11 protein-coding genes and 4 pseudogenes are annotated in these 11,862 nt (G+C 64.6%); 1 reads left to right on the plus strand and 14 read right to left on the minus strand.

All coding sequences use genetic code 11. The annotated features are described in order from the left end of the window. The 6 genes and pseudogenes from CKO43_RS22975 to CKO43_RS26175 form a co-directional block, all read right to left on the minus strand. Nucleotides 1–962: amidohydrolase family protein (locus CKO43_RS22975; protein WP_200380100.1), on the minus strand; the 962-nt coding region annotated here is incomplete at its 3' end. A gap of 42 nt (nt 963–1,004) precedes the next feature. Next, on the minus strand, nt 1,005–1,742 hold the full coding sequence (locus CKO43_RS22980; protein ID WP_200228598.1) for a FadR/GntR family transcriptional regulator: 738 nt from the start codon (nt 1,740–1,742) through the stop codon (nt 1,005–1,007). 305 nt (nt 1,743–2,047) lie between these two features. Continuing rightward, nucleotides 2,048–4,579 carry a TonB-dependent siderophore receptor gene (locus tag CKO43_RS22985; protein ID WP_200380101.1) on the minus strand — a complete coding sequence of 844 codons (2,532 nt, stop codon included), beginning with the start codon at nt 4,577–4,579 and terminating at the stop codon, nt 2,048–2,050. Between the two features lie 201 nt (nt 4,580–4,780). After that, a complete protein-coding gene (locus CKO43_RS22990; RefSeq protein ID WP_200380102.1) occupies nt 4,781–5,842 on the minus strand; it encodes a FecR domain-containing protein in 1,062 nt (353 codons plus the stop codon). Nucleotides 5,843–5,868: 26 nt separating this feature from the next. After that, a complete protein-coding gene (locus tag CKO43_RS22995) occupies nt 5,869–6,378 on the minus strand; it encodes a sigma-70 family RNA polymerase sigma factor (RefSeq protein ID WP_200380103.1) in 510 nt (169 codons plus the stop codon). Nucleotides 6,379–6,531: 153 nt separating this feature from the next. Next, nucleotides 6,532–6,657, minus strand: a pseudogene (locus tag CKO43_RS26175) (DUF3363 domain-containing protein); the annotation flags it as partial. 94 nt (nt 6,658–6,751) lie between these two features. Between CKO43_RS26175 and CKO43_RS23000 the strand changes: the two are divergent. Beyond that, a pseudogene (locus tag CKO43_RS23000) lies at nt 6,752–6,871 on the plus strand (IS5/IS1182 family transposase); the annotation flags it as partial. Between the two features lie 552 nt (nt 6,872–7,423). On the opposite strand, the pseudogene CKO43_RS25995 reads toward CKO43_RS23000, so the two are convergent. From CKO43_RS25995 to CKO43_RS23040, 8 genes and pseudogenes are all read right to left on the minus strand, one after another. Beyond that, nucleotides 7,424–7,639, minus strand: a pseudogene (locus CKO43_RS25995) (hypothetical protein); the annotation flags it as partial. 36 nt (nt 7,640–7,675) lie between these two features. Then, nucleotides 7,676–8,422 (minus strand): hypothetical protein, encoded by a 747-nt coding sequence (locus tag CKO43_RS23010; protein WP_200228590.1) that lies wholly within the window; start codon nt 8,420–8,422, stop codon nt 7,676–7,678. Between the two features lie 4 nt (nt 8,423–8,426). Further along, nucleotides 8,427–8,528 (minus strand): N-acetylmuramidase domain-containing protein, encoded by a 102-nt coding sequence (locus CKO43_RS26470; RefSeq protein WP_430699144.1) that lies wholly within the window; start codon nt 8,526–8,528, stop codon nt 8,427–8,429. Further along, complete coding sequence (locus CKO43_RS26370; RefSeq protein WP_346014430.1) at nt 8,525–9,178, minus strand: DUF2345 domain-containing protein; 654 nt, start codon at nt 9,176–9,178, stop codon at nt 8,525–8,527. The genes CKO43_RS26470 and CKO43_RS26370 overlap by 4 nt, the downstream gene beginning before the upstream one ends. Nucleotides 9,179–9,190: 12 nt before the next feature. After that, nucleotides 9,191–10,006: a hypothetical protein gene (locus CKO43_RS23025; RefSeq protein ID WP_200228586.1), complete on the minus strand. Its 816-nt coding sequence runs from the start codon at nt 10,004–10,006 to the stop codon at nt 9,191–9,193. Next, nucleotides 9,993–10,253 (minus strand): N-acetylmuramidase domain-containing protein, encoded by a 261-nt coding sequence (locus CKO43_RS26000; protein ID WP_431191972.1) that lies wholly within the window; start codon nt 10,251–10,253, stop codon nt 9,993–9,995. Before CKO43_RS26000 ends, CKO43_RS23025 begins: the two co-directional genes overlap by 14 nt. 118 nt (nt 10,254–10,371) lie before the next feature. After that, nucleotides 10,372–11,385: pseudogene (locus CKO43_RS26005) on the minus strand (LysM peptidoglycan-binding domain-containing protein); the annotation flags it as partial. After that, on the minus strand, nt 11,375–11,862 hold a 488-nt coding region (locus CKO43_RS23040), incomplete at its 5' end, for a DUF2345 domain-containing protein (protein ID WP_200380105.1). The gene CKO43_RS23040 and the pseudogene CKO43_RS26005, both read right to left, overlap by 11 nt.

Below are 11,862 nucleotides of genomic sequence, written 5' to 3' on the forward strand. Positions count from 1 at the left end.
TACAGCCGCAGCGCGTTGTCGCAGGCCAGCGCCAGGCGCTCGGCCGGCGTGAAGCGCCGCGTCAGAACCTTGAAGGTCGAGGCGATCTCGTCGAAGCTGGCGCACAGGCCGTCGACGGGGAAGTTGCTGGCGAACAGGCAGCGGCCGGTGCCGAAGGCGTCGATCAGCGTGTCGAGCACCGGGCGCTGCAGCTCGGGCGTCCAGCGCCGTCCTGGCACGCCGATGCCCGAGAGCTTGACCACCACGTTGGCGCAGTCGGCCAGCGGCGCCAGTGCACGCCGCCAGGCGGCCAGCGAAGCGGCGTCGCGCTCGGCCGGCAGGCCGGCGTGGTTGACGACGATCGTCGTCGCCGGGAAGTCGCGTGCCAGCTCCAGCGCCTCGCCGAAATGCCACCACGGCGCCTGCAGCTCGAACATCAGCCCGGCCGGCGCCAGGCGCGCATAGCCGTCGCGCCAGCGCGGGCAGCGCATCGAACCCGGCGCGGCGAAGTGTTCGTGGTGCGCCGCACGCGCCAGCGTGGCCGGCTTGTGGCGCACGCTGCGCACCAGCGGCAGCGCGCGGTAGACGGCGAGCACCGCGGCCAGGTCCTCGCGGTCCAGCCAGACCTGGGCGGCGTGGGCCTGAGGCTCGCCGGTGGCAGCGGCCAGCGCGCTGATCCAGCGTGCCTCGCCGGTCGGGTCGGCCGGGTCCCATTCGCCTTCCATCGTGACGTGGCCGACGACGAGATGGCCACGCGCGGCCTCGTGGTGGTGCGGCGGCAGGAACTCACGGCAGATCGGCTCGTAGTCGCCGTAGCGGAACGCGATGCGCGGGCGGCGCTGCAGCCAGGGGTGCGGGTTGCGCACCGGGTCCCAGTAGTGGTGGTGGGCGTCGACCAGCGGCAGCAGGCGCTCGTCGCCAGCGTCCAGCCAGTCCTTGCGGGCGGCCTGAACTAGACATTGGTCAACAGGTTTGGGGACCATACCAGTAGGGGCGAAACGGCGCGACATGGGAGGGGCCGGCGCTCAGCCGCCCATCACGTCGCGCGTGGTGCGGTGCACCTGCTCGAGGTGGTTGCGCATCGCGGCGATGGCGGCTTCGGGGTCGCGCTGCCGGATGGCGCCGACGATGGCCTGGTGCTCGGCGACGCTGTGCTCGATGGCGCCCGGGCGCATCAGCGCCAGGCGCCGGAACTCGAGCGCGTAGCCGTAGAAGTCGAACACCACGTCGGCGAGCAGTTCGTTGCCGCAGGCGCGGTACAGGATCTGGTGGAACTCCTGGTCGGAGATCTGGAAGCGCACCGCGTCCGCGCGCATGCCGCGCTGGTCGTCGACGAGGTTTTGCAGGCGCTCGATCTGTGCCGGCGTGATGCGCTGCGCCGCCAGGCGGACCACCTGCATCTCGACCGCGGCGCGGGCCTCGGTGACTTCTTCCAGCGAGCGGTTCTTCAAGCCGCCCAGGACGCCGACCGACTCGTGCAGCGGCATCGCGCCGGGGCCGATGACACGGGTGCGGGCGCCCTGGCTCACCTCGATCATGCGGCGCGCCTGCAGCACCCCGACCGCGGCGCGCACGGTCTCGCGCGAGACGCCGAGCGTGGCCGCCAGTTCCCGCTCCGAGGGCAGTTCGTCGCCGGCGCGCAGCAGGCCGGAGTGGATCATGTAGGCGAGCTTGTCGCTGATCTGCTCCTTGACCGTGCGTTTGACGATCGGACCCTTGTCGCCGGGGACACGGTCGATGAGGCGAATGCTGGCGTTGCTCATGGTGCGCTTGACTGGTACGCACACCATACCAGTCGGGTCAGGGCGATATGGAGGGGGTTTTTACCAAGCGCACGGCAGCTTCGGGCTCTGGCTCCAGCCGTGCCGCGCGCGTGCTTCGGCGCGGGTGGCCAGGATCTTCGCGAAGTCGGCGGCCGGTGGTGACGAGGACGGACGCGCCGAAGTGAGGCCTGGGCGTTGGCGGCCTCAAGCCGCAGGCCAATGCCGATTCGGCCGCCACCAATAGCCTCGACCTTGTGAGGAAGTCCGAGAAGCCGTCGGTACCGACGGCCCGCGCCTAAGGGGCGTCAGAACTTGTAGGTGAGATTGAGGTGAATGTTCCTCGGCTCCCCATAGGATGTGGTGCGATAGAAACCGATATTCGTCCGGTATGCCTTGTCGAAAACATTGTTGATCTTCAACCCCGCGGTCAGTTGGCTGGAAATTTCGTGGCGTGCCATCAGGTCGAAAACCGCGTAGGCCGATTGGCTGTACTCTTCCTGCCGCCCCAGCCCGTAGTTCATGATGGTCTGATACGTGCGGCTTTGCCAGCGGCCGCCGCCGCCCAGCTTCAGCCCCGGCAACAGAGCATCGGCCCTGTAGCTCGCGTACAGCTTGAACTGGTTCGCCGGCGCTGTCGTCGAGACCAGTTTTCCGTCCTGCCGCGCCTTCACATGCGTGAAGCTGCCCTGAAGCTGGCTGTTGCGCGTCAGCGCGCCCGTCACCTCGACTTCGAAGCCCTTGGCCTTCACGCCCTGAATGCCGCGATAGGCTGGATTCCCGTCGGGCGCGTAGGTGTCTTCGAGTTGCTCGGGATAGTTTTCCTGACGGATCTCGAAGTACGCTGCGCTGGCGTTCAGCGCGCCATCGAAAAATTCCCCTTTCAACCCGGTTTCGTAGCTCTTTCCTTCCAGCGGGTCGATCAGGTTGCCGCTGACGTCGCGATAGCTCTGAGGCTTGAAGATGGTCGTGTAGCTCGCGTACCAGGAAATGTTCTTGTTGATTTCATAAACGAGCCCGGCATAAGGCACAAAATTGCCGTTCTGCTGGTAGTCGATGGATGAATTGGGCGCTGCGTAGCGGTAGTTGGCGAACCGGCCTCCCAGCAGAACTTTCAGGGAGTCGGTGGCGGAGAGGCGGGTGGCCGCATAGAGGGCTTCCTGGCGCGTAGTCTCGTCCTGGTACGACGAAGGCGTGCCCCACAGCGGCTCCGGGATGTCTCCATTCCAGCTCCAGAAGTCGCTGACGATCCGCTGGGGATAGCTCACGTTCGCATAAGTGGTGCCCGTCCAGTGCGCCCGCGAGACCTGTCCACCCAGCACCAGTTCGTGCTCCCGGCCCAGCCAGGAGAAAGAGCCGTCGACTGCAAAATCGAAAGTGTCGGTATTCGTTCTCCCCACATACTTGTTGGCGAAGATGGTGGACGTGCCATCCGCAAACGGTCCGCTCTGGATCGACCCCAGCTTCGCGTCATAGCCGTTGTACTGGTGGGTCAACGAGGCCTGGAGCTTCCACCTGTCCGAGAGCCACTGCGTGAGCGATGCGAATGCCGAGCCTGAAGTCTGTTCCCAGCCACTCCAGTTGGCGCCGCTGTTGTAGGAGCGGGGCAGGGAAATCCGGTTGCCGTACCTGTCGTAGATGGGCCGCGTGCCACTCCAACTCGATCGCTGCGGGTCGGTGTTCTGATAATCCAGTCCGACGCTCAACAGTGTGTCTGGCGTCAGATCGGCTTCCAGCATGCCGTAAAGCACGGAGGTCTTGCGCTGGCTGCCATCGAGGAACGAATGCTGGTCCTGAAACGCGGCGACGCCCCGACCGCGGATTCTTCCGTCGGTGCTCAACGGCGCGCTCACATCGAGTTCAGCGCTGTAGTTGTCCCAGGAGCCCGCCCCGACCCTGACCTGCTTCTGCGATGTCGCCGTCGGCTTCTTGCGCACGAGATTGATGATGGCGCCTGGCTGTCCCGCACCTGTGAGAAGGCCTGCCGCGCCCTTGAGCACTTCGACGCGGTCATAGATCGCCGTACTGCTCAGATTGTTGCCGGCCGAGAAGGCGGAGTTGATGGTGGTCGGGACGCCGTCATACTGGAAATTCTCGATGCCGAAGCCGCGTGCGGAGTAAGTCGTCCGCTCGGAATCCAGCGAGGAAACGTGAACGCCCGGCATCTGCTCCAGCACCTCGTTGAGGCTGCTCAGCGCGTAGTCGTCGATCTTTTCCCGGGTGACGACACTGATCGACTGCGGGGTTTCGCGCTGTGTCAGGGCCAACCCCGTGGCCGTGGAGGTCGGGCCCGCCGCCCTGTAGCTGCCGCTGCCCTGAGTGGTCGCGCTTACATCTGCTTTCGCCTTGACCGTCACCGCCGGCAAAGTCGTTTCTCGCACCCGGACTTCAGGCAATGTTGCTTCACTCGCAGGTAGCGCAGGCGTTTTGCGTAGCGTGTATTCGCCGCTGGCGTCGCGCACTGCCTGCAAGCCGGTACCAGCCAGCACTTGGCGCAAAGCCTCTGCCTCTGTCAGGCTACCGGTAGCCCCTGGGCTCTTCAACCCTGCCGTGAGTTCAGCGTTGACCACGATCTGGGCCCCGGCTTGGCGACCGAAACGGCTCAACGCCTGGTCGAGCGAGCCGGCCGGCACGTCGAAACTGCGGCGAGCCTCTGTCGCCGCCGGGATGCCTTGTGCCCAAGCGGAGGGTGCAGGCGCCCACAAGGCCGCACCTAGCAGCACGCCCAGCAGAGCTTGTGCAACAGGGGTCAACGGAAATCGCGTGGCGGGGGCTGCGCGCTGCTGGCCCAAATGCTTGCCGGGCTGAGTGGTCGGATATTGAGCGCGAACGGCCGCCATGTGCAGGTTTCCTTGTGCGAATGCTGTTGTGGAAGAAAGCACAGCGAGACGACAACTACCTGGGCCGAGGAGCCGTCCCGCCTGGCTTCACATGTAAAGCCGCACGAGACTCAAAATACTGCCGATTAATTTGTAACAGGCCGACGAGCCGAGCCGGCATCTGGCCGGTGGGATGGGCCGCACCACATCGCGCGATCGGTCTCAGCGCGCGGAAACCGTCACCCAATACCGCGTCAAGCGGTTCACCCGTACCGGCAACTGCCTCTCCAGCGAGGCAAGGATTCGTTCGGTGGGATTGCCGCCGCTCAGCGGCCAGGAGCCCGTGATGCGCAGATGCGCGACTTCCGGCGCGCAGCGCAGCCGGCCGTGCCGGTAGCGGTCGAGGTCGGCAATGAATTCGCCCAGGGGCGTGCTCTCCGCAGTCAGCACCTCGTCGGCCCAGGACAGGGCCGCATCGCGAAGCGGCTCAACGGACGAAACCTGCTGACGGGTGAAACGAACCTGCTGGCCCGCCCTGACGAGCGTCGGGGCATCTGAAGCCGTCCCCGCCGAACGAACTTCCAGAGCGCCTTCGGCAACGGCGAGCCGCGTGCTGCCTTCGGCCGGGCTTTCATCGCGCCGCACGGAAAAACGCGTGCCCCGCGGGATGAGCGTGCCTTCCTGGGTGGAGACGACGAAGGGGCGCCCTTGCGCATCGGGTGCCGTTGTCACCAGGATCTCTCCGGCGCGCAAAGCAATGCGGCGCTGCCGCGCATCGAACTGGATATCCACCGCCGTGCCGGTGTTGAGCATCAGTCGTGTGCCGTCGACCAGCACCAGGCTGCGGCGCTCACCGGTGGCCGTGTGCTCGTCGGCCATGGCCGATGCGAGTTGGGCGCGCCAGGGCACCTGATCCTGCACCAGATACAAGGCGGCGCCGCCGGCGCCCACCCACATCAGCGTCTTGAATGCGCGGCGCCGCGCGGGCTCGATTTCGGCAGCGCGGGCCAGCGTGGTGCGCGAGACGTCCGGCGCAACGTGCAGGGTACTGGCCTGCAGCCGCCCGCCCATGGCCTGCAGCCGCCGCCAGGCACGCGCGTGCTCGGCATGCGCGGCCTGCCATTGCTCGAATTCGGCTTGGTCGTGCGTCGTTTGCACGCCGGAGGCGAGCCGAACGTACCAACCCACAGCCTGCTCGACGATGCCATCAGCAACCGGGGCATCATCATCGTTGGCCGGGGCCCCGGGGTTAGGGCCCTTGCGTGAGGAAAACAGTGCTTCCACCTGTTTCTCGCCCGCAATCCGCCGCGTCAGCGGGTGGCGTAGAGCGCCTTGTAGCAATGGGCCACAGCGCGCGTCATGGCCTTTTGCACGACGTTGACGCTGATACCGAGCTGTGCGGCGATCTGCGGATAGTTCTGGCCGTCGAGCTGCGACAGCAGGAAGGCTTCGCGCACCTGTGCGGGCAAGCCGTCGAGCAGGTTCGCGATTTCTTCAAGGGTTTCGAGAATGAGGTAACGCTCTTCCGGCGAAGGTGCGAGCGGCTCGGGCCGGGCGGCCAGCGCTTCGAGCCATGCCTGTTCCAGTGCGTAGCGCCGCCAATGGCTGGCGACCAGGCCGCCAGCGATGGTGGTCAGGTAGGCGCGGGGTTCATGGACGACTTGGTCCGGGCCTTTTCCCAGCACGCGTACGAAGGTGTCGTGAGCAAAGTCGGCAGCATCGAATGCGTTTCCAAGTTTGCGGCGCAGCCACCCCTGCAACCAACCGTGGTGGTCGCTGTAAAGGGTTTGCACATCCAGTGAGGTTTCGCCGGCCGCCATGACACGCCTATCGCGATTTGTGTAGCAAAGCTAGTATTGAGACGTATTCGCATCGTAGCAGACGATGAAGCTCGACTGCTCCAGGCTCCGCCGAGACCCACCGGGGTCAGATGGAAGTCCCTCGCTGGCGCCCCAGTTGCCAGGTCACCGACGACCGAAACCCAGGGGGCCGATGCCCGCGCCGCCGCCGATGAGATGCAGGTCGAGCCAGGTGGCGCCGATCACGCGCACCGGCCGCTCGATGGGCAGGTGCGAACGAAGCTCTACCGCCACACCGCCTCCAGTCGCCGGACATGGGCATCGGCCACATCGCCAGGTTCCCGTTCTGGATTCTTCTGATCATCCAGCCCCTCGAGGACGGGGGACGAGGCCGATGCGAGGCGCCGACGGCTGCGACGAACCGCTGTTCAGCACGGTGCGGCTGGAGGACTTCGTCCTGGCCAACCACCCGCTGCGGCCGATCCGGCAGTGGATGAACGAGGCGCTGTCGCGGTCAAGGCCGGTATCACGGTCGAAAGACTCACTTACACGCCGCTGGGCAAGGTGGCCTCGCGCACCGACGGCAACGGCAACCGCGTGACCTTCAGCCACGACCGCCGAGGCCTGGTCACCGCCGAAGCTGCCCCGCTGGGCGCGACCACGCGCTACGCGCTCGACGCGATGGGCGACGTGCTGCGTCAGACCGACCCAGAGGGCCGCGTCACCGCCACCGCTTACGACCTGCGGCGCCGCCCCACCGCGGTGACCAACGGCGCAGGCGAGACCACGCGCACCGCGTACGACCTGAACGGCAACCGCATCGCCATCACGCGGCCGGGTGGCGGCGTCACGGCATACGAGTACGACGGCAACAACTGGCTTAGTGCCGTGACCGAGCCGATGAACCGGCTATCGGGCTATGCGCGAGACAAGAACGGCAACCTGGTCGCGTTCACCGATGCGGCGGGCAACAGCACGCGCTGCACCTACGACGACCTGAACCGCCGCAGCGGGGAGACCTACGCCGACGGCGCCGCCGAGAGCTTCGACTTCGACGCCGCCGGCACCAGTTGGCGCCGGCCACCGCCTCCGATACCCGGACCCAGGTGCCGCTGGCGTCTGACGCCGGTGCGTTGTCGCCTGCCGGGTGTGCCAGCCGGTGGCTGGAGCGCGTGCCGCGCTGCCAGTGGAACTGGATCTTGATGCGGTGGTCGCGGTCGGTGTGCACCGGCTCGCCCAGGGCCGTCTGCACGCTGTGAACGCTGGGACGCGATGCCAGGCGGCCGACGAGGTGTTGGCTTCGAAGCCGGCCAAAACGCTATCGGTGCCCCGGCTGCTTCTCGCACTGTCGAAGCTTGCGCCGAGCGTCGTCGATCGTGCTGATCGCATTCGGGTTGCCGAGGCACGAGTCGTCCTGCTCAACGCTGAAGCGCCCGTCTTTGACGCGCGATAGTTTGAGCCGCACAGCCATGCGCTGCCATCCGGAGCCGATTTCGCTGCGAGTAGTGGCGACTTTGGGCTCGTCGACACCGAAGTACTGAACGATGAGCAGCAGATCGTTGTACTTGCTGTCGTAGCGACCCATCGCAGGCACCGCGTTGCAGAAGACTGGCTGCGACTCGCGGATGGTCACGGTATGCCAGCCGGCCTCCTCGAACTTGGCGTTGTAGAGTCCGAGGTGGCACGCCAAGGTATACCGCTGCCCTTGTTCGCACCGGTAGTTAGGCTGGCGCACGTAGTCCTTGATATTGCAGGCCTCGTCTGGGCGCGTCTTGGGCATGAAGCCCAGGACCGTCGCGTAGTTCAGGTCGCCATCGAAGAACATGCGGTAGCCCTGCCCAGAGAACATGTCTAGGGTCTTGCCGTCGGGATCCAGCGGCGTCGCGATACGACTACGCAGGGATTTCCACGTCGCGATTTCGAGCTTTGTGGTCTCCATATCTGCCAACGGTATGTAAACGCCGTGAACGTTTTCGAGCCAGTCTGTAGTCAGACGAATCTCGGCACGGCCGGCTGCCGCGGCAAGTATCAACCCCATGAAGACTGCCGCGCGGGCCAAGCGCATGCTCTTACCCCTTGGACTCTGACCGATATTTTTCATAAGCTGACTTGAGCTTGGTGTCGTACGAGTAGGTCTCGTAGCCGGGGCCGTTGTAGTTGAAGGCGATCATTGCCCAGTCCTTCTTGCGAGTCGGGTCGCCCCTTGCTGGCTTTGCGTGTTCACGTTGCCCGTGGCAGCGTGCAGCTGGATGCCGGTTTCGGTGTTGGGCTTGCGCGGGTTCTGCGCCATGCCGTAGGTGAAGAAGACGAGGCCATCCTTGACAACGGTGGCGCTGTTGGCCTGCGCCAGTTGCTGCAGGTCCTGCCCGGCGACGAAGCTGGCGGTACTGCCGATGCTGGCGACGGCGTGCGCCGGGGTGCTGCTGGTGATGCCGCCCGGTGCGGCGATGACAACGTCCGGGCGCGTCAGCGTGGGCACCGTGCCTGCGCCGCCGCTGCTGCTGTCGCCGGTGGTGTCGCTACCCTTCAGGCTCTCCTGGCTGGCGAGCAGGCCCTTGGCGAAGCTCATCGCCGCGGGCTCGGGCTCGCCTTGGAGCCGGGCGTCGTGCTGGTGCGCGCTGTCGGCCAGGGTCCGGGCCAGTTCGGCGGATTGTTCGAGCTGGGTCCCAGGCTCGCGGGTGTCCATCTGCATGGCACCGGCGGTGCTGCAGGGCTTGCCGTGCGCGCTGATCAGCAAGCCGCTGGCCGCGCGCACGGCGCCCCAGGCTCGCGTGGCCAGGTCCAGGCCGTGGACGCGCGGCTGCTGGCGCCCTAGCGAAATCGATGCGAGGGATCAGCGAGCGGACTTTTCGCAACGGCGGATCGCGACACGGGCTTCGGGAATCTCTTCTTCGGTGTTCGGGTTGCCGAGGCAACGATCGTCCTGTTCGATTTCCACTCGACCGTCACCGGTCTTGCGTAGCTTCAAGCGTACTGTCATGCGATTCCAGTCGCTTCCGACCTCGCTGATCTTGCTGGCAAGCTTGCTTTCTTTGGCCACGCTAAAGTATTGCACGACGGCAAGCACATCGTCATGCTTGGCGTCCAGTCGCCCGAGGCCCGGTATCGCATTGCAGAATATCGGATAGCTTTCGTTGATGCGTACGGTATGCCAGCCAATCTCTTCGAACTGGCGATTATAAATGGCGATGTGGCAGGCTACGGTATAGCGTTGGCCTTCGAGGCATTGGTAGGCGGTTTCCTTTGTGCGGCGACCCAGGGTGCAAACTTCGTCGAGTCTTGACTTGGGCATGAAGCCAATTGCCTGAAGGTAGAAAATATCGCCGTCGAAGTGCAGCCTGAACCCTTGTCCGAAGAACTTTCGCAGTGTCGTGCCGTCAGGCTCCAATATTGTCGCGATCCGCTTGCGAAGAGAGATCCAGTTGGCCTCTTCTAATTTCTCGGTCTCCGACTTAGAGCACGCGGGTCTGGGCTTCAGTCCCGCCTGTATGTCGTGCAAGTCGTTCATGGTCAGCGGCGGGCCCCCGCAAGGTGGGTCGGGCTCCCAATCACCAAGCAGCTTAATTTCGGCGGCGGCGTTCAGGTGAACGACGGCGAGCAAAGTCAGCGCGCCCCATCGCCATGCGGCGAAATTTCTATCGGTTTTCATTGCTGAGTTTCTTGTGATGGGCATAAGCTTGCTCCATCTTCTGGTCATAAAAGTTCTTTTTATACGACGATCCGTTGTAATTGAATGCGATCATCTGCCAGTTCTTGGCGCGTACCGCCTGCAACAGGCTGGGGTGTCTGCCAAGTTTTCGGTTCTTGGGGTTGATCCATGCCGCCGGTTTGTTTTCGATGAAGCTCGCCAGCATGCCCAGTTGCGATTTTTCGGAGGAGCACATCTTCGATACCATATCTTCCACTCTCCTCTGTCCGCATAGCGTATAGTTCTCGCCGAGAATCTGGAATTTTCCCCAGGAGCAGGCGCTTTAGAGCGCCCGCACTGTCCAGTGCGTAGGCACGAACGAGTCGCAGATAAGAGCTGGCGAAATCGCTATAGATATCGTTCTCGTCCACCCGGCCGTCGGACATCTTCGGGTCCGCTGCGCCGAGTTCGCTGCGTTTCCGGTATCCTGTGGGCCACGAAAGATCAGGATACTTGTCAAAACGTCCTTTCGTGCATTCGCTGAATATGTGTCGTTCGTACAAAATGGCGGGCACGGCATGACCTTCGCCTTGATTCAATCGCCAGAAAGCATGCGCCTTGGTTTCCACCTCCGCGATGGCCTTGAGGACCTCCTGCTCGCACTTGATGAAATCGGCGTACTTTTCCCAATCGACCTCCGTGATGGGGTCTTCGCTGTAAAGGCCGAACATCTCAATCAGTTCGACCGGCAGCTCGATCCCGACCTGAATCACCGGCTGGCCCTTGTTGCTTTGCATCTTGCGCACACGCACCAAGGCCGGGTCGTTCTTAGACGGCGAGCCCACTGGCTTAGGCTGCGGTGGAGCGCCGAGAGCAGGTGCCGACGGCGCTGACTCAATCGTCCGAGGCAAAGGATCACGCAAGTGCGGCCGGACATCGGCCAGCACCGGTTCGGTCTGGCCTTTGAAGGCGATGGCGCTGCTCACCAGCGTGACGAGCTTGTGGCCGTAACCGGATACCGTGTCGAGCACCCGCTGCCATCCACCATCGGGGCGGCGTATCTCCACGCTGATGGTGGACGCTGCCTGTGCAGTCTGATGGCGCGGAGCTAGCCCGGTCGAACCTGTCGTTCCTTCGACGGTGCGACCGTCGAATTGCAGTCTGTAGGGCAGGTTGGCGATCGGCGCTCGCAGAGCGTCGAGAAACAACACACTGAAGCCGAAGGCCTCCTGTTGGGTGAGGTACAGGGTCTGACCGACCTCAAGGCGATGGGGGTCACGCAGGCCGTTGATGCGCTGCAGCTCGGCCACTGACGTTCCGCAGCGGGCCGCAATGTCCGACAAGGTGTCGCCCGGCCGAACACGGTACGGGTCGCTGACGGAAGTGGCATTACTGCTCATCGTCGACCGCCTCCGTGTCGTCGTCGGCAGGGGGCTCGTCGATGTACTCTTCGACAAGCCAGGACGTTCCGCTGTCGGACGTCAGCCGGTATGCAATAGGTTCTGTCCGTTCGGTCTGAACGACATTCGCCATAGGCTGGCTCAAGGAATGCCGGCCGAGCCGCTTGCCGGACGCATTCAGAACGACAGCAGCGGAGAACGCCGTCGGCAGCCAGTCCGCCGGAATGCCTTGCGCATCGAGCAATTCGGCGTGGATCGGATCGGAGGGGCGTAGCGTCAAGGCCTGCTGCCGTGGAAGTTGCGGCTTGTCGAGTGACGCGCTCCTGCCCGCCCCCAGCTCTTTCATCGCGGCCCTGAACTCCACCTTGCCCGGCGCCGAGAGCGTGATGTTCCCGCCCTCGATGCGTATGGCCGCCCCGGCGGCGGTCAGCAGGATGTGCTGGGGTGCCGCGACCTTCACCATGCCATGGGTGCTGG

Source organism: Rubrivivax gelatinosus, from assembly GCF_016583785.1.
Taxonomy (GTDB): Bacteria; Pseudomonadota; Gammaproteobacteria; order Burkholderiales; family Burkholderiaceae_C; genus Rubrivivax; species Rubrivivax gelatinosus_B.

Excerpts from the sequence above, each read along its gene's own strand:
- CKO43_RS22985 (WP_200380101.1), bottom strand. The coding sequence starts at position 4,579 with ATGGCGGCCGTTCGCGCTCAATATCCGACCACTCAGCCCGGCAAGCAT.
- CKO43_RS26000 (WP_431191972.1), bottom strand. The coding sequence starts at position 10,253 with ATGGTATCGAAGATGTGCTCCTCCGAAAAATCGCAACTGGGCATGCTG.
- CKO43_RS23010 (WP_200228590.1), bottom strand. The coding sequence starts at position 8,422 with ATGCGCTTGGCCCGCGCGGCAGTCTTCATGGGGTTGATACTTGCCGCG.
- CKO43_RS23025 (WP_200228586.1), bottom strand. The coding sequence starts at position 10,006 with ATGAAAACCGATAGAAATTTCGCCGCATGGCGATGGGGCGCGCTGACT.
- CKO43_RS26470 (WP_430699144.1), bottom strand. The coding sequence starts at position 8,528 with ATGATCGCCTTCAACTACAACGGCCCCGGCTACGAGACCTACTCGTAC.
- CKO43_RS22995 (WP_200380103.1), bottom strand. The coding sequence starts at position 6,378 with ATGGCGGCCGGCGAAACCTCACTGGATGTGCAAACCCTTTACAGCGAC.
- CKO43_RS22980 (WP_200228598.1), bottom strand. The coding sequence starts at position 1,742 with ATGAGCAACGCCAGCATTCGCCTCATCGACCGTGTCCCCGGCGACAAG.